Source organism: Aeromonas sp. R4-3 (genome assembly GCF_040908275.1).
In the GTDB taxonomy this organism is placed as follows: Bacteria; Pseudomonadota; Gammaproteobacteria; order Enterobacterales; family Aeromonadaceae; genus Aeromonas; species Aeromonas rivipollensis.
The window spans coordinates 65,056-80,699 of record NZ_JBFODK010000032.1 but is presented as its reverse complement, the minus strand read 5'-3'; the positions used below and the strand labels follow the sequence as shown (position 1 = coordinate 80,699).

Genomic DNA, 15,644 nt, shown 5'->3' with positions numbered 1-15,644 from the left:
ACCAAAAGGCCCATGAGTCAGCAAGTTAACGATCGTCTCGAGACCCTGGAAAGCCGTCTCGCCTATGCCGAATACACGGTGGAGCAACTCAACGAAGAGGTGACCACCCAGGGCCGTGAACTCGACCGGCTCAAGCATCAGATCCAGCTGCTGGTGGACAAGATGCAGAGCGTGCAGCCGAGCCAGATCGCCAGCATGGCCGAAGAGACGCCGCCACCGCACTACTGAGTGCGCCGCCATAAAAAAACCCGCACGCAGCGGGTTTTTTCATCTTGCCAGTCGGCAGATCAGTGCTGATGGCCCTTGCCACCGCAACCACCGCCGCCACAGCAACCGCCGTGACCTTGCTCGTCGCCGTGGTCATGACCGTGATCGTGGCCGTGACCGCCGCAGCAACCGCCGTGGTCATGGTCGTGATCGTGACCGTGGTCATGGCCATGATCGTGACCGCAGCCACCGGCACCGTGCACGTGGCCGTGAGCCAGCTCTTCGGCAGTGGCGGCACGCACGTCCTTGATCTCGACCTTGAAGCCCAGGGTCACACCGGCCAGCGGATGGTTGCCATCCACCTTGATGAACTCTTCGGAGACTTCGATGACGGTCACCGGACGGTGGCCATCGTCGGTCTCGGCCACAAAAGTATCCCCTTCAGACACTTCCATGCCATCGAACAGCTCGCCGGGCACTTCTTGCACAAGGTTCTCGTCATACTCGCCATAGGCCTGGTTCGGCGTCAGGGTGACGTCGAACGCCTCGCCCACGCTGCGGCCTTCCAGCTCGGCTTCGAGGCCGGAGACCAGATAACGGGTACCGTGCAGATACACCAGAGGCTCTTTACCGACAGTGGTGTCGATGACTTCACCGTGTTCGTCGGTGACCGTGTATTCCAGCGTAACCACGCTCAGGGGAGCTACTTTCATGTCAGGGATCCTGCGGATAGAAAAAAACGGGCCCAGAATACCTTAAAAAGGTGGCCAAGCATATGATCTGCCCCGCTCCGCCATGCTGAAAAAGTCAGCAGTCCAGAACGAGCCTTGTCCCACCCCGGGTATTACCAAGAGGCCCAACACTCGGGGCTAAGCACGCTGATTGCCCGTTCGGCCTCGCGGATGACCTTGTCAACCTCGGCCATCCGGCTCTCCCTTACTCGGGGCGGAACACCCCTATGACCTGTTCGGCCTCACGGGTCGCCTTGTCCACCTCGGCCTGGGTCTGCACCTGGGTATCCCCGCAGTCGACGCAGGTCACCTTCTCGACTCCATGCTCCATATACAGCATCATGGTGTCCATCTTGCCGCACGCCGGGCAAACCGCACCGGCAATGAAGCGCTTTTTACGTCTGGTTTCCATTTGTGTTACCTCCAGGCAGCATCATATCAGGGTTTTTACATGCATCACGCCATCGAATATCAGCATTTTTCCACTCCTTGCCTGCAGGTCGGCCCCCGCAAACGCTCCCCTCTGGGTCAGCTGCTGCGCGTCACCCGGGGTGCGGCACTGCTGAGACTCGGCTCCCATGAGCTGTTGCTGACGGCGGGCAGCCACTTCTGGCTGTGCGCCGATGCCCTCGCCGCCTTCACTCCCCTGGCGGGTTGCCAGCATGATCGGCTGATCTGCTCGGTGCGGGTGGTGCAACCGGCCCAGGCAGGCTGGTTGCAACCCACCCCGCTGATGGACGCCCTGCTGGACAGCCTGGCCGCCTGGTCGAGGCCCCGTGACTGGCAGGAGGCCTATGGCCACCGTCTGCGGGTCATAGGGGACGAGCTGCAGGCGTGCGCCATCCTGGCGCAGGCGGATCAGCCGCTGCAAGGTGCCTGGCGCGCCCTGGCCGGTCAGTCTGAAGGCAGCGTCGCGGCCTGGCAGGCTTGCCTCACCCAGCGCGGCATCGAGGATCCCGCCTTGGCGGCCGATGCGCTCGGTGCCCAGTGGCAGTTGCTGCAGGGGGTACGCCTGCTCAGAAGTGGCAGCAAGCCGGCCCAGGTGGTGGCAAAGCTCGGTTACCGGGATGAACAGGCTTTGGCGCAGGCGTGCCAGCACTGGCTCGGGCTGACGCTGGAGGCGGTGGCCTCCGCTCAGTGAGCCGGACGCGAAAATAAATGGTGGTGACAGGGTCCAGTTTTGCGGCTCGCGGTCGCTAATAACAAAGGAGTCATCCTTGTCACCATCCTCTATGCTGAACACCAGATTGACCGTCACCGATTAGATCAACAGGACATCCGCCATGACGAGCAAGGCCAACCAATCCCAGGGCATGTTGCTGTTTCACCTCTCTGCCAGGCAATCCTTCGCCATCGGCACCCTCAAGGTGAAGGAGATAGTCCCCTACACCCAGCTCACCGCCCTGCCCCATTCGCACCCGACCGTGCTCGGGGCGGCCAGCATGCGGGGCACCACCATCCCCGTGATCGACATGGCGATGGCGGTGGGCTATCGCCCGATCAGCCGGGAGGAGATGCCCAACTGCTTCATCATCATCACGGACTGCCGCCGCACCCTGGTGGGCTTCCTGGTGCGGGGCATCGACAAGATCACCGAGTGCAACTGGCGTGACATAGAGCCGCCGCCCCCTTCCCTCGGTCAGAACGTCTTCGTCACCGGGGTGACCAAGGTGGGCGAGCAGCTGATCCAGCTGCTGGACGTGGAGTTGATCCTGTCCCGGGTCTATCCGGACGATCCCAGCCACCTCTACCCAGTGCTGACCGATGTGCAGCGCGAACGGCTCAAGCCGATGCGGATCCTGCTGGTGGACGACTCCTCCGTCGCCCGCCGCCAGCTGATGGCGGCCCTCGATTACATCAACATTCCCTACGAGGTCTGCACCAACGGGCGCGATGCCCTCAGCCTGATGCAGGCCAGGGTCGCTCAGGGCAGCCGGATAGACATACTGGTGAGCGACATAGAGATGCCGGGGCTGGACGGTTACGAGCTGGCCTTCGAGGTGCAGAGCGATCCCAGGCTGGCGGAGGCTTACATCATCCTGCACACCTCCCTCTCCAGCGAGATAAGCGTGGAGCGGGCCCATCAGGTCGGCGCCCACGAGGCGCTGACCAAGTTTGAAGCCAACGAGCTGATCCAGGCCATGTTGCGCGGCGCCGAACACCACGACCGCCTGCCCGCCTGATACCGCGGCGGGCCATGGGCTCGCCGCCCCTTTCCTCTTCTGCTGCCCCGAGTCGTTGCATGCTGACAGAAAGCCACTTCCACGCCCCTTGGTGGGCTCGCAATGCCCACCTGCAAACCATATTGCCGAAGTGGCTGCGCCGCTCGCCGGCCCGCTTCATCCCGGAACGGTTCGAACTGGCAGACGGGGACTTCGTCGACCTCGCCTGGAGCGGGGCCATCAGCCAGGATGAGCGGCCACTGCTGGTGCTGTTTCACGGTCTGGAGGGCAGCATTCACTCCCACTATGCCAAGGGACTGTTTGCCCATCTGCAGCGGCAGGGGAACGACGCCGTGCTGATGCATTTTCGGGGATGCAGCGGCGAGCCGAACCGCCTGCTGCGGGCCTATCACTCCGGCGCCATCGAGGATGCAGAGGCGCTGATCGCCGAGCTGGGTCGCCGTTTTCCCGGCAAGCCGCTGGTCGCCATCGGCTACTCCCTGGGGGGCAACATGCTGGTCAATCTGCTGGCGCGGGCCTGTCCGGATGAACTGACCGCCGCCGTGGTGATCTCGGCGCCGCTGCAACTGGCAAGCTGCGCCGACAGGGTCAATCAGGGGTTCTCACGGGTGTATCAGAGTTACTTGCTGCGCACCATGAGGGCCAATCTGCTGCGCAAGATCCGCCAACAAGCCGCAGCTCGCTGGCAACAGGAGCAGGTGAGCCGCATCGCTACCCTGCGCGACTTCGACGAGCAGGTCACGGCCCCGCTCCATGGTTTCGACAGCGCCGATCACTACTATCAGACCTGCTCCGGCCTTGATCTCCTGGCACGCATCACCATCCCGACCCTGATCATCCACGCCGCCGACGATCCCTTCATGACAGGGGCCGTGATCCCCAAACCGGAGCAACTCTCACCCATGGTGCGCTACGAGCTGAGCCGGCGCGGTGGCCACGTGGGCTTCCTGCACGGTACCCCCTGGCGACCCCGCTTCTGGCTGGAGGAGCGCATCAGCCAGTGGCTGCGGGAACAGACTCAGGACGCCCGGCGGTAGCAGTTGCGCCCTGCGCCCTTGGCTTCATAGAGGGCGCCATCCACCCGCTCGAGCAACATGACCAGGCTCTCCCCCTGACGCCACTGGGCGATCCCCTGGCTCAGGGTGAGATGGGGATCCACCTCTGAGGCTGCGTGAGGCAGCGCCCGGGCGGCCAGGGTGGCGCGAATGCGCTGCGCGACCCGCTCGCCGGCGGCCAGATCCGTCTCCTGCAGCAACACCACGAACTCCTCCCCGCCGTAACGGGCCACCAGATCGCCGGGTTCCCGCACGCTCTCCTCCAGGCACTCGGCCACCAGGATCAGGCACTCATCCCCCGCCTGATGGCCGTAGTGGTCGTTGTATCGCTTGAAGAAATCCACATCCAGCAGGATCACAGTGAAGGGTGTCTCCAGCGTCGTGCCCTGTGCGATGGCGTTTTTGCAGACCTGATCGAAATGTCGGCGGTTGGCGAGCCCGGTCAAAGGATCCCTGTGGGCCATGGCATTCATCTTGCGCGCCAGCATCAGGTTGTCATACTCGCGCGACACCGCCAGCTCGAACCAGCCGTTGAGCATCCGCCGCCCCGTCTCCAGGATGATCAACAAGCCACCGGCCGCCAGCCAGTGCACAGTGACGGACGGCACCATCACCCAGTGCTCCTCAAACAGCAGGAAGATCAGAGGCGGGGCACTCAGGCTGTAGAATACGCGCCACTCGTAATAGAAGGCGATCAGGGCCGTCAGCAGCAACAGGCTGACCATGTTGAATGCCGGGCTGAACCCCCCTCTGAGCTCTATGGTGGCAATGGCATAGGCCGTCATCGCCCAGGCCAGTCCCCACAACATGGCGCAGCCCCAGAGCCAGGGCTGCCATCTCTGTGTTCCCTGGCGAGAGAACCAGCGCCAGCCCAGGGGCGGCAGCACGCTCGCCAGCAGCACCAGGGCAATCTGATACTCATAGCGCCAGGGCAGCCCATCGATCGCCACCAGCCGGGCATCCTGATAGAGATAGAAGCGCGCCAGCAGATAGAGGATCGCCAGCTGGTTGATGACCCAGAACCAGCGCAGCCCTGCGCTCAGGGCACGCCGACGCGTATCATTAAGGTGCTGGTCGAACTGACTGGTGGGGCGGCGCTGTTCAGCTGATGCCATGGGAACCCTCGCTCAGGTCCAGATAAACTCCTTGCGCTTGCCGGTCAGACACCGACAATATCCGCATCGCTATGACTGAAGATGAAATCATGATTATCCCTTGGCAAGAACTGGATCCAGATACCCTCAACAACCTGCTCGAGCATTTCGTCCTGCAAGAAGGCACCGAATACGGCGAACAGGATGTCAGCCTGGCCGACAAGGTTGAAGAGGTCAGACAACAATTACTACAAGGTAGTGCCGTGCTCGTCTACAGCGAGTTGCACGAGAGTGTCAACGTCGTGCCCAAGACGCATTTGAGCAATGGGCCGAGCGACGACTTCCCGGCAGAATGACACAAGAGAAGGAACGCAGGCTGAACAACGTCCGGCACGGGCCCCGCCAAGCACAGCGGTGCGGCGCTCAGTTCAGGGGGGAAGAGGGGCGGCTCGCCCGATGAGGCTGGCGTTTCAAATCGGCTTGTTTTTTGCCTCCGGCGCCGATGGAGACCAGCCGCCGAGGGGCATGGGGGCTCATGATGGCGCCCACGCAGCAAGGCTGCACTTGACCGCACTTTGAACCTGCCTTTATAACGGAACTCCCAAGGAAGAGAGAATTCTATGTCGGCCAAGCATCCCATCATTGCGGTTACCGGTTCGTCCGGTGCCGGCACCTCCACCTCCACCAACGCCTTCCGCTCCATGTTCCACCAGCTCGGATACAAGGCGGCCGTGGTCGAGGGGGACAGTTTTCACCGCTATACCCGGCCCGAGATGGACGTGGCGATCCGCAAGGCGCGCGAGCAAGGGCGCCACATCAGCTATTTCGGTCCCGAGGCCAACGACTTCGGCCTGCTGGAATCCTTTTTCCAGGAGTACGGTCAGAGCGGCAGCGGCCAGTACAGACGCTACCTGCACAGCTTCGACGAGGCAGTCCCCTTCAACCAGATGCCGGGCACCTTCACCCCCTGGCAGGGGTTGCCGGGGGAGACGGACCTGCTGTTCTACGAAGGGCTGCATGGCGGCGTGGTGACCGGCGAACACAATGTGGCCCGTCACGTGGACTTTCTCATCGGCGTGGTGCCCATCGTCAACCTGGAGTGGATCCAGAAGCTCATTCGCGACACCTCGGAGCGCGGGCATTCGCGCGAGGCGGTGACCGACTCCATAGTCCGCTCCATGGATGACTACATCAACTTCATCACGCCGCAGTTCTCCCGCACCCACATCAACTTCCAGCGGGTGCCGACGGTGGACACCTCCAACCCCTTCAGTGCCAAGGTGATACCCAGCCTGGACGAGAGTATGCTGGTGATCCGGTTTCGGGGCATCAAGCAGGTGGACTTCCCCTACCTGCTGTCGATGATAGACGGGGCCTTCATGTCCAGGATGAATACCATAGTGGTGCCGGGGGGCAAGATGGGTTTCGCGATGGAGCTGATCCTGCGCCCCCTGATCCAGCAACTGTTAGAAACCGGCAAGATCACCTGAGCCAAGGAGCTTATGATGCGCGGTGCACTTCTCTCATTCACACTGGCAGCCCTGCTGGGCGGTTGCAGCACAGGCCCCGCCGCCCCCACGGTCGAGACGGGCACCATGGTGGTCCGTCCGGCAGAAAACTGGGCCTACGGGGCGACGCCACGCTATGCGCTGGCGGAGCAGTTCCAGTACGCAGGCAACAGCGCCGCGCCCTGGCTGGAGCCGGTGCAGCAGGCCGTCACCCAGGCGCTCGATGGCAAGGGCTGGCGCAGCGTGCCCCTCGATGAGGCCGACGTCTGGGTCGCCATCGGGGTAGCGGGCAGCCAGGACATGAGCGATGGGGAGATATTCTCCCGCATCGGCATGACCCCTGGCCTCAATGCCGCCGCCGATGCCCGCAAGGGCACCCTGGCCATACTGCTGATCGACAGGCGCACCCAGCAAAGCGTCTGGAGCAGCGCCATCCAGCTCGCCAGCGACGTGCCCGTCGCCGAGGACGAGCGCAGCCAGCTGAGCCAGCAGCTCGCCGCTCAACTCCTGGACTCCCTGCCCGCTCAATGAGCGCCCCATAACACAACGGCCTGCTTCAAGCAGGCCGTTGTGGATACACGCCGTTGCACGGCATGACGATTACTTCAGTTCGCAGGTCAGCAGAGTCACGCCGTTCTTGACCAGAGTGGCCTGTTTTTCCTGGTGGGAGAAGGTGGTCACCCCATCGGAATAGCTGGCGGTCTCTTTGGGTGACTCGATGCGACCCAGCTTGTGATAGACCCCGGCATAAGGGAACTGCACCATGTCGGCCTGGGCATCATAGGTGATGGCCAACAACTCTTCCCCGCACTGATACTGGCTGTATTGATACTGGGTGGGCTGCGGCATGCTGCAGGCAGCCAGCCCGAACAGGGGAAGCAACATCATTATCTTTTTCATCGCACTTTCCTTATGTCATGGCGTTATCGACGGGACAAACTACAACTATCAAGCTTCAACGATTTGATAACTATGGGTAATTTCTACCGCTTTTTCCAACATCAGGGAAACGGAACAATACTTCTCCATCGACAAGTCGACCGCGCGGGCAACCTGTTTCTCGGCCAGCCCCTTGCCGGTCACGACGAACTTGAGGTGGATCTTCTCGAACACCCGGGGCACTGAGTCAGCACGGGCCCCTTCCAGCTCCACATGACAGGCGGTCACGCTCTGGCGCGCCTTCTCCAGAATGGAGACCACATCGATGGAGCTGCAGCCACCGACAGCCAGCAGGATCATCTCCATCGGGCTGGCACCTTCGCCCGGGTTGGCGCCGTCCAGCGTCACCTGATGACCGGACTCGCTCTCGCCCACAAACTTCATGCCTTCCACCCAGCTGACCTTGGCTTTCATCTCACATTTCCTCTCAATGACGACGGTTCTGACGCCCATAGCATACCTCAAGCAGGGGTCGAGTGGCACATGCCCCGTCACGTTGCGCCACTCCCGGTTTCATGACCGCCGAGTCCCGGCGCCGCGACTTGTTCCGAAACCGCGGCAGACCCTGAAGGAAATAGATCGAAATCAACATATCTCCCCCCCTTCTTGCCTAGAATGGCCCGGACGGCGCAGCAGATCGATGCACACAGATGGACACCAAAGTCCCAAAGCCTTGTCAGCACAGACAAAGGCTCTTATTCTACTGCGACCAAAGACTAAGGAATGGCAAGCTTGGCAACTTGCCTGGACGCACAGTCCATAAAAATGACACTACAGAGGAAGTCTCATGATCATTGGCAAACCGCAAAGCGATCCCACCCTCGAGTGGTTCTTGTCGCATTGCCACATTCATAAGTATCCCGCCAAGAGCACCCTTATTCACGCCGGTGAAAAAGCGGAAACCCTCTACTACATCGTCAAGGGTACAGTCGCCGTCCTGATCAAGGATGACGAGGGCAAGGAGATGATCCTCTCCTACCTGAATCAGGGGGATTTCCTGGGCGAGATGGGGATGTTCGAAGAGAACGAGAATCCGGAGCGTTCCGCCTGGGTACGTGCCAAAGGCGCCTGTGAAGTCGCCGAGATCTCCTACAAGAAGTTCCGCCAGCTGATCCAGGTCAACCCGGACATCCTGTTGCGCCTCTCCGGCCAGATGGCCAAGCGCCTGCAGCACACCAGCCAGAAGGTCGGCAACCTCGCCTTCCTGGACGTGACCGGCCGGATTGCCCAGACCCTGCTGAACCTGGCCAAGCAGCCGGACGCCATGACCCACCCGGATGGCATGCAGATCAAGATCACCCGCCAGGAGATAGGCCAGATCGTCGGCTGCTCTCGCGAAACCGTCGGCCGCATCCTCAAGATGCTGGAAGAGCAGGAGCTCATCTCGGCCCACGGCAAGACCATAGTGGTGTTTGGCACCCGCTGACCGGGTTCCCCGACGGCTCAGCACAGGGCCGTTGGATAAAAAAGGCTGCCACGGCAGCCTTTTCTGATCTCCTCCCCTATAATCCCGCACGCCCTTCCCCGGCTTCAACCAAGCGAGTGTGTATGCAACTTCAATGTCCCCTGTGCCGCAGCCCCCTGCATCTTCATGAAGCCTCCCGCGGGGTCTATTGCGACAACAAGCACCATTTCGATCCGGCCCCGGAAGGTTATCTGGATCTCATCCCGGGCAAGAAGGATCCCAAGGACAGCGACAGCCGTACCCTGCTGCGCGCCAAGCGCCGCTTCCTGGAGCAGGGACACCAGCTGCCTCTGGTGGAGGCCATGGCGACCCTGCTGGCTCCGCTCGGCGAGCGCGAACTGATCCATCTCGGCTGTGGTGAGGGGTACTACTGCCGCGCCCTGGCAGAGCGCCTGCCGGGCTGGCAATTTGGCGGCCTCGATCTGGCCAAGAACGCCATCTTCGCCGCCAACAAGGCGCAACCCGACGGCCATTTCGTCATTGCCGATCCGGCCAAGGCGCCGCTGCTGGCCGGCTCAGCCCAGGTGCTGCTGGTCAACGACCTCAAGATCAAGACAGAGCTGCTGGTCAGCCTGTTGACCCCGGGCGGCTACCTGCTTCACCTGCAACCCGGCCCGCGCCACCAGTGGCAGCTGAGGGTCAGCCTCAACCCGGTGAGCATGGAGCACCCCCTCAGCTGGCCAGCCCTGGCCGGGCTAGTCCCCGTTGAGCGGCAACGCTGCCAGTTCTCCATGACCATGGATCAGAGTCTGCGCGCCCATGTGCTGGAAACCAGCCGCCTCGGCTGGCGTGCTGGCGGTGAACAGCGTCACGCCTTCACCCAGCAGGGGCCGGACGAGCTTGAACAGGATCTGCTGCTGAGCCTGTGGCAAAAACCGCTCTGAATCCCATGAAAAAAGGCCCGTACGGGCCTTTTTTTATTTGGCGTCTCAGCCAGTGGCAATGCGTTCTCTCACGGCAATGAAGGAGCGACCCCCTTACTCGAGCGGGCGCCCGTTGACGGTGAAGGAGAGATCCACTTCCGGCGCCGATATGGACCTCTGATCCAGGGTCCCGGCGGCGCAGATCACGGCGGCGCCCCGTGGCTCGCTGGCCGTGGGCACATTGACATGGAACTTGTTCATCAGGTTGGCATTTAGCCGGTGATTGGCCAGCCGGAAGTGCAGCAAGCCCTCCCGGGTCTCCACCTGCAGCTGGCAATCTCCCGCCCCGATCCGCTCGCCGTCATCCCCATAGCTGAAGCCGTAAGCGCCATGCAGGGCCGGATAGAGGTAGCTCGGCAAGAGCCCGCGAGGATCGTAGTAGCCCACCAGGGTCGTCACCGGCACCCCGAATGCCTGTGGCTTACGCGATACCCGTGCATCCGCCACCGGCCCTTCGTTCCAGCGGCTGCCGTCCGAGGTGTAGCTCTTCTTGAAACCGCGGGAGAGGGTGATCTGCTGACCGTTGATGAAGAGGATGCTGTTGTAGCCGGCACCGTGCTCCAGGGTCAGGATACGCCCCGCATTCCCGGCAGCAGCAGGGGGCACCTGGATGTTGCGCGTCCAGTTGCCGTCCCACATGGCTACCTTGACCAGATCATACTCCGCCAGCAGGGCCGCCAGCTTCACCTCGCTCAGATCCTTGATAGGTGCGCTGATCTGCTCCAGCTGCTCGACCCTGTGCTGATAGGGCACCATGGTGGCGGTGGCAGCATCCCACTTGCGAAATCCGGTCGGGGAAGCGGCATCGAACACCGCCTTGCTCTCGAGGAAGCGCTGGATGATGGCGGCCGAATTCGGGGTGTAGAGGGTAAAGCGGTTGAAGCCGGAGAAGGGCGATCCACCCGCCATGGCATCGAAACCGAACGAGTGCCCCTCGAAAGGCGGCTGGCACTGACCGTCGAGGCAGGCGCTCTGGCCGCTGCGGGTGACGCCGAAGTTGGGAATGAAGCGATTGCGATCCCCATCCCAGCCCCAGCTCGAATTGACTGCCTCGGCGCTGCGGTGCACCGAGCCCTGGAAGCCGCCGACATAGTGGCCTAGGCCATAGTTGTGGCCCACCTCATGGCTGAATTCGTTGCCCAGAGAGGCGTCGAGCGTGACTATGCCGCCTCCGCCCGAACCACCGTGCACCTGCACGCCGTTGGCGTACTTGCCACGGCTGTTATGGGCCGCCAGCTGGGCCACCACATAGGGATGGCTGCTCTCCCCCTCGCCGGCGGTGCTGTTGATGCCGTAGTTCGCATTGTCTATCCCGTGGGAGATCAGCTCCTTGCCGATGCGCTGGCGCATGGTGCCCTCGTGCCAACCGCCCTGGCCGGGATCGAAGTCGGTGAGCAGGGTGCCATTTGGCAGCATCACCTCCGGCAGCGACAGGGGAGCATACTGGCTGACAATCAGCCGGCTGGTCGGCACCGTCTGGAAGTACTCGCGATGGGCTTCGGGATCCCTGGCGAAGGCAAACTGATCTCGGGGAGTAGTCAGCATGCCAAGGTCTATGGTGTGGATGAGCAGCTCGCTCGGGGCACCGACCTGCAAGTCCGTCAGCTCACCGCTGAGCCCGCCCTGGCTGAGTTGCAAGCTGATACCTGGCCGGATCCAGTCCGCTGGCAGCACGACGCTCCAGGTGTCGGTCGCATAGCGGATGCCGTTGTTCTCGAGCTCCCCGTCACGGATCCACTGACCGCCCGCGAACTTGAATTGCAGCGTCTGACCGCGGGAGAGGGTCACCTGGCGGCCGCTGTAGCGCACCGTCGAGGTGTAACCGGCATTGGAACTTGCACGCACCATCTTTCCTTCCAGGGCGGCCCCCTCTGGCAGATAGATATCCCTGACCCATCGGCCATCTGCGGTCTTCACCTCCACTAGGGCATGCTGCCCCAGGCGATCCTGCAGCAAGGTCGCAGTGGCATCACCCAGCCGGGCCAGCTCGGCACTGCTGCTGATGACATTGGTGGTCCCCACCGCCGGGGTGAAGTCGACCCCCTCTTCCGGCGAACCATCGAGGTAATAGGCCGTCTTCGGCAACTGCTCGGGCGGGTTGAGGTTGAGCGTCCCTAGGGTCTGTCCGGCGCCATCTCGCGCCGTCACCGTCATAGGCACACCGGTCTCGGCTTGCAAGGGCCTGACCAGCAGCAGGCTCTTGCGCAAGGCGGTCAGCCTGGGCTGGCTGTCCCCTTCGGCGGCATGGGCCGGCAGGATCTGGCTCTGGGCGAATTGAACCTGCGCTGCCAAGGATCCTTGCAGATCGTTGGTCGGTGGCTGGGTATTGAAGGGCAAGGTGGTGGGAGCCTGAACGGCAGCCAACAGAGGGCCGCTCGCCAGGGCGGCCATGATGAGGCTGGCTAACTGTGTTTTTTTCATTGTTATGGTTCTCATTGTGATGGGCATGTCCACATGCCCTGTTGCAGGAAGCGTGACAGCATGGACGCCGGCTGCCGGGTCCTGCACCCGGCGAATTCGGTTCAGCTTGCCCTGCGGCGCCATGACCGCAGACTGACACCGGCGTGGATAAAGGAGTGGGGCCCAGGTCCCACTCCCGCAGACAATCAGTGACAGGTGGCAACCCCCTGATCGGCCCAGACGTCGGCCGTACTGGGCTCGTTGCCCTTGGTCCAGTAGCGGGCCTGCCACTTGCGACCCTTGTGGTTGGCAAGCTCACCGGTGCTATAGGCCACAGCGGCATGCCAGCCAAGCTGCACCTGGCTCACCAGCTTCCACTGATCGGCGCTCTGGCTTGGCTCGTTGCCCCGGGTCCAGTACTTGGCCTGCCACACCAGTTGCTTGTGGCTCACCTTGTCATTGGTGTTATAGACGGTGCCGGCGCTCCAGGCTGGCCAGTAGGCCGCATCCGGATCGCTTGTCTCGCAGCCGCCACCCGAGCTGAGCGGCCTGACGGTCAGACGGGTGCCGGCGCTGGCGTCCAGCGCCCCGTCGGTCACCATCAGGGTCAGGTCATAGAGGGTGTCGCTGGCGACGTTCGGGCCTGTCACCACCAGGGTCTTGCTGTTCTGGCCGCTGGCACTGAGACCGGCCGGTACAGTCCATTGGTAGCTGAGTGCATCCCCATCGGGATCTGTGGCGCTGGCGGTGACGCTCACCTGCTTGCCCGCCTGTACCGAGGCGGGAGCCAGTGCCGCCAGCACGGGTGGCTGGTTGGGCGGTGGTGCCTGGTGGGTCACCACCATGCTGTCCACACCTGCCTGCCCCTGCTCATCGGTGACGGTCAGCTCGAACGCCAGCTGGGTATCTTGAGAGACTGTGCCCAGACTCAGCCTGGCTCGTGCCTGCTCCGCATCCCTCAGGGAGGCCTGCGGACCGCCGACCTGGCGCCATTGATAACGCAGGGCACCGTTCTCCGGATCCCGGGAAGCGGAGCCGTCGAGCACCAGCTCGGCTGGTCCCCTGGCACTGAGATCACTGCCCGCATTGACCAGGGGGGGCTGATTGACGGCGGGTGGCGGCAGCTCTGGCTCGGCATTCACCTCGCTCACACCGGCATCTCCGGCCGCGATTCTGGCCTCGATGGTGTGGTGCATGGTGCGCCACTGGTCAGCGAAGAAGACCCCCTCGGCTCGACCCGCCGTCATAATGTTGCTGGCCCGGTAAGGCTCCTCATCCCCTGTGTGCCACAGCCCCAGATTGTGACCCAGCTCATGGGTCAAGGTCAGCGACTGCCCATGGACGGTGAGGTTGCCGGGACAGGCGTATCGATAACCGACGCGCGGCGCACCGTCGGTGGCCCCCATACCGATGGAGGAAGCACTCCCCATGTAACTGCACGCCTTGGCGTCATTCTTGTAGCCGCGCAGTACATAGAGGTTGGAGAAGACCTGATCCGCATTCGGGATCCAGCCCTCATTCAACGGAGCCTCAATCTCCGAGCGATCGGGTTCGTTAGCCTGACCATTGCCATTCTTGTCCCATTCGTGCACCAGCACGCCGTGATCCACCCAGTTGACCCGAATGTTGTAGGGGGCCAGGCGGCGGCTCATGTCCGCCATTATGATGTCACCGTCGTCCCACAGGTGGCTCTTGCGCTCACCAGGGAAGGCGATGTAGCTATAGGAGAGGCTGATCGCCTTGGGGGAGGTGATAAACAGCCGCACCTGCTCCACCAGCCGACCGTCTGCCAGGATCTCGAGCCAGGTCTCTCCTTCTGTCAGCCCCTGCAGTTGCAGCCGATCCTGGATCTCGCCCTGCACCAGTTGCAGGCTCGCCAGCGCGGGGTTGGCGATGCGATAGCTCAGCGCGACCTGCTGGTTCGGCACCTTGCCGATCAGCAGCGCCTCCGGCACGCCCTGGCTGCTGAGCAGCTTCTGCTTCATGGCTGAGTCTAAGCCCGGGTCGAAAGCCAGCTTGTTGGCTGGATCGGGCAACACCTGGGCATAGGGGTTCGCCTCATGCACCTGCCGCCCCTCAGCCGTCAGCCAGAGCTCCCCCTCCTCGTTGGCACGAAAGCCCTGTTCGCTCGGACCGGAAACATAGGTCAGACGGAACTCATAGTCTTGATCCGCCCGCAGCTTGATGGGGGCGGTCGGGGTCAACACCTTGCCCGAGCCGAGCAAAACGCTGCCCTCGTAGGCGGGTTCGCCGCTCTCCTTGTCGGTGAGGCGCAGGCTGAACTGGCGATTGTTGCCGCCCCAGAGCCCCTCCTGCACCCTGAACAGGGTGATCTCCAGTTCATCCCCGCTCAGGGGGTGCTCGGTTGAGGTGATACGGATCGTTCGGCTCAGGCTCTGACCGGGACGCTGTTTCAGCAGGCCATTGCCGACAGGGGCCTCCTGCCAGAGGGTGCTCAGCGGTTGAATCAGACTCGGCACGGCCACGGCGGGATCATAGACGGTGACGGGCAACGAGAAGGTCGTGGTGCGAAAACCCCACCCCATATAGCCCACCCCTTTGGGTAAACCATTATCGCTAACCTCGAACTTCGCCAGATAGCTGCCGACCTGCTGGGTGTTCACGCTGCCTACCTGTTTGATACGGCCGCTGAGATCCCCGTCGTTCTCGTCCCAGGCCGTCATCTGGGGGGCGAAGGTCGCTCCGAGCGGCAGTTGCAGGGCGAAGTTGTTGACCCAGGCCTGCTGGTTGTAGAGGCGTGGCGGCGTCTGATCCTTGCGCCACTCCCCGGTGACGGTGTTGTACTCTGCCATGGCACCGGTACCCACGGCCAGCAGGGCGAGCATGCCCCCCTGCACCGCCAGATATCCCTTGTTCTTCTTCATCTGCATCCCTTGATTTCCCTATTATTGGCGCCTGCCAAGGTGGCAAGCTCGTCGTTGTTATTGCGTTGACATGAGCACAGGATTCAATCCCCTCCTCTGCCGCCATTGGCGGCGATCACCTTGACCGGGGGGGTGAGCGGACAGGTTGAGCTCGGTGATGATGAACCGGGTCTCACCCCAGCCGAGGTCGGATTTGTCGGGAGAGGCGACATAAAGGAAGGAGGCGCCAACCAAGGTGGTCGGCAACACAGAGG

16 protein-coding genes are annotated in these 15,644 nt (G+C 62.6%); 9 read left to right on the top strand and 7 right to left on the bottom strand.

Features of this window, described 5'->3' with window-relative positions; all coding sequences use genetic code 11:
* Window positions 1-12: 12 nt before the first annotated feature.
* Complete coding sequence (locus AB5Y91_RS11130) at window positions 13-228, top strand: SlyX family protein (RefSeq protein WP_368169808.1); 216 nt, start codon at window positions 13-15, stop codon at window positions 226-228.
* Between the two features lie 59 nt (window positions 229-287).
* On the opposite strand, the gene slyD is transcribed toward AB5Y91_RS11130, so the two are convergent.
* Window positions 288-920 carry a peptidylprolyl isomerase gene (slyD, locus tag AB5Y91_RS11125; protein ID WP_139745959.1) on the bottom strand — a complete coding sequence of 211 codons (633 nt, stop codon included), beginning with the start codon at window positions 918-920 and terminating at the stop codon, window positions 288-290.
* Between the two features lie 223 nt (window positions 921-1,143).
* A complete protein-coding gene (locus AB5Y91_RS11120) occupies window positions 1,144-1,350 on the bottom strand; it encodes a YheV family putative zinc ribbon protein (RefSeq protein WP_033130616.1) in 207 nt (68 codons plus the stop codon).
* Window positions 1,351-1,389: 39 nt separating this feature from the next.
* Here AB5Y91_RS11120 and AB5Y91_RS11115 point away from each other — a divergent pair, with 39 nt between their 5' ends.
* The 3 genes from AB5Y91_RS11115 to AB5Y91_RS11105 all read left to right on the top strand — a co-directional run bounded on the left by AB5Y91_RS11115 (window position 1,390) and on the right by AB5Y91_RS11105 (window position 4,158).
* Window positions 1,390-2,079, top strand: coding sequence for a hypothetical protein (locus AB5Y91_RS11115; RefSeq protein WP_368169807.1), 690 nt, complete (start codon window positions 1,390-1,392; stop codon window positions 2,077-2,079).
* 142 nt (window positions 2,080-2,221) lie between these two features.
* Window positions 2,222-3,121 (top strand): chemotaxis protein CheV, encoded by a 900-nt coding sequence (locus AB5Y91_RS11110; RefSeq protein WP_025328075.1) that lies wholly within the window; start codon window positions 2,222-2,224, stop codon window positions 3,119-3,121.
* 59 nt (window positions 3,122-3,180) lie between these two features.
* Window positions 3,181-4,158: a hydrolase gene (locus tag AB5Y91_RS11105; RefSeq protein ID WP_368169806.1), complete on the top strand. Its 978-nt coding sequence runs from the start codon at window positions 3,181-3,183 to the stop codon at window positions 4,156-4,158.
* On the opposite strand, the gene AB5Y91_RS11100 is transcribed toward AB5Y91_RS11105, so the two are convergent.
* Window positions 4,140-5,291 (bottom strand): membrane-associated sensor domain-containing protein, encoded by a 1,152-nt coding sequence (locus AB5Y91_RS11100; protein ID WP_368169805.1) that lies wholly within the window; start codon window positions 5,289-5,291, stop codon window positions 4,140-4,142. The genes AB5Y91_RS11105 and AB5Y91_RS11100 overlap by 19 nt on opposite strands.
* An 89-nt stretch (window positions 5,292-5,380) precedes the next feature.
* Here AB5Y91_RS11100 and AB5Y91_RS11095 point away from each other — a divergent pair, with 89 nt between their 5' ends.
* The 3 genes from AB5Y91_RS11095 to AB5Y91_RS11085 all read left to right on the top strand — a co-directional run bounded on the left by AB5Y91_RS11095 (window position 5,381) and on the right by AB5Y91_RS11085 (window position 7,309).
* Entirely contained in the window at window positions 5,381-5,626 is a 246-nt protein-coding gene (locus AB5Y91_RS11095) for a YheU family protein (protein ID WP_168236568.1), read from the top strand.
* 264 nt (window positions 5,627-5,890) lie between these two features.
* Window positions 5,891-6,760 (top strand): phosphoribulokinase, encoded by an 870-nt coding sequence (locus AB5Y91_RS11090; RefSeq protein WP_106885957.1) that lies wholly within the window; start codon window positions 5,891-5,893, stop codon window positions 6,758-6,760.
* A gap of 15 nt (window positions 6,761-6,775) precedes the next feature.
* Window positions 6,776-7,309, top strand: a complete 534-nt coding sequence (locus AB5Y91_RS11085) for a DUF4136 domain-containing protein (protein ID WP_106885956.1) — start codon at window positions 6,776-6,778, stop codon at window positions 7,307-7,309.
* A 69-nt stretch (window positions 7,310-7,378) separates the two neighbouring features.
* On the opposite strand, the gene AB5Y91_RS11080 is transcribed toward AB5Y91_RS11085, so the two are convergent.
* Window positions 7,379-7,678: a hypothetical protein gene (locus AB5Y91_RS11080; protein WP_025328080.1), complete on the bottom strand. Its 300-nt coding sequence runs from the start codon at window positions 7,676-7,678 to the stop codon at window positions 7,379-7,381.
* 48 nt (window positions 7,679-7,726) lie between these two features.
* The gene (locus tag AB5Y91_RS11075; protein ID WP_106885955.1) at window positions 7,727-8,131 is read right to left on the bottom strand and encodes an OsmC family protein; all 405 of its coding nucleotides are present in this window, start codon (window positions 8,129-8,131) and stop codon (window positions 7,727-7,729) included.
* Between the two features lie 373 nt (window positions 8,132-8,504).
* On the opposite strand from AB5Y91_RS11075, the gene crp reads away from it, so the two are divergent.
* Complete coding sequence (gene crp / locus AB5Y91_RS11070) at window positions 8,505-9,143, top strand: cAMP-activated global transcriptional regulator CRP (RefSeq protein ID WP_025328082.1); 639 nt, start codon at window positions 8,505-8,507, stop codon at window positions 9,141-9,143.
* A gap of 122 nt (window positions 9,144-9,265) precedes the next feature.
* Window positions 9,266-10,066, top strand: coding sequence for a putative RNA methyltransferase (locus tag AB5Y91_RS11065; RefSeq protein WP_368169804.1), 801 nt, complete (start codon window positions 9,266-9,268; stop codon window positions 10,064-10,066).
* 93 nt (window positions 10,067-10,159) lie between these two features.
* Here the strand turns inward: AB5Y91_RS11065 and AB5Y91_RS11060 are convergent, their stop codons facing one another.
* Both AB5Y91_RS11060 and AB5Y91_RS11055 read right to left on the bottom strand, forming a co-directional pair.
* Window positions 10,160-12,532, bottom strand: a complete 2,373-nt coding sequence (locus AB5Y91_RS11060; RefSeq protein WP_163148822.1) for a M66 family metalloprotease — start codon at window positions 12,530-12,532, stop codon at window positions 10,160-10,162.
* 179 nt (window positions 12,533-12,711) lie between these two features.
* Window positions 12,712-15,390, bottom strand: a complete 2,679-nt coding sequence (locus AB5Y91_RS11055; protein WP_368169803.1) for a carbohydrate-binding protein — start codon at window positions 15,388-15,390, stop codon at window positions 12,712-12,714.
* Window positions 15,391-15,644 lie beyond the last annotated feature (254 nt).

Excerpts from the sequence above, each read along its gene's own strand:
- AB5Y91_RS11130 (WP_368169808.1), top strand. The coding sequence starts at position 13 with ATGAGTCAGCAAGTTAACGATCGTCTCGAGACCCTGGAAAGCCGTCTC.
- slyD (WP_139745959.1), bottom strand. The coding sequence starts at position 920 with ATGAAAGTAGCTCCCCTGAGCGTGGTTACGCTGGAATACACGGTCACC.
- AB5Y91_RS11120 (WP_033130616.1), bottom strand. The coding sequence starts at position 1,350 with ATGGAAACCAGACGTAAAAAGCGCTTCATTGCCGGTGCGGTTTGCCCG.
- AB5Y91_RS11115 (WP_368169807.1), top strand. The coding sequence starts at position 1,390 with ATGCATCACGCCATCGAATATCAGCATTTTTCCACTCCTTGCCTGCAG.
- AB5Y91_RS11110 (WP_025328075.1), top strand. The coding sequence starts at position 2,222 with ATGACGAGCAAGGCCAACCAATCCCAGGGCATGTTGCTGTTTCACCTC.
- AB5Y91_RS11105 (WP_368169806.1), top strand. The coding sequence starts at position 3,181 with ATGCTGACAGAAAGCCACTTCCACGCCCCTTGGTGGGCTCGCAATGCC.
- AB5Y91_RS11100 (WP_368169805.1), bottom strand. The coding sequence starts at position 5,291 with ATGGCATCAGCTGAACAGCGCCGCCCCACCAGTCAGTTCGACCAGCAC.
- AB5Y91_RS11095 (WP_168236568.1), top strand. The coding sequence starts at position 5,381 with ATGATTATCCCTTGGCAAGAACTGGATCCAGATACCCTCAACAACCTG.
- AB5Y91_RS11090 (WP_106885957.1), top strand. The coding sequence starts at position 5,891 with ATGTCGGCCAAGCATCCCATCATTGCGGTTACCGGTTCGTCCGGTGCC.
- AB5Y91_RS11085 (WP_106885956.1), top strand. The coding sequence starts at position 6,776 with ATGCGCGGTGCACTTCTCTCATTCACACTGGCAGCCCTGCTGGGCGGT.
- AB5Y91_RS11080 (WP_025328080.1), bottom strand. The coding sequence starts at position 7,678 with ATGAAAAAGATAATGATGTTGCTTCCCCTGTTCGGGCTGGCTGCCTGC.
- AB5Y91_RS11075 (WP_106885955.1), bottom strand. The coding sequence starts at position 8,131 with ATGAAAGCCAAGGTCAGCTGGGTGGAAGGCATGAAGTTTGTGGGCGAG.
- crp (WP_025328082.1), top strand. The coding sequence starts at position 8,505 with ATGATCATTGGCAAACCGCAAAGCGATCCCACCCTCGAGTGGTTCTTG.
- AB5Y91_RS11065 (WP_368169804.1), top strand. The coding sequence starts at position 9,266 with ATGCAACTTCAATGTCCCCTGTGCCGCAGCCCCCTGCATCTTCATGAA.
- AB5Y91_RS11055 (WP_368169803.1), bottom strand. The coding sequence starts at position 15,390 with ATGAAGAAGAACAAGGGATATCTGGCGGTGCAGGGGGGCATGCTCGCC.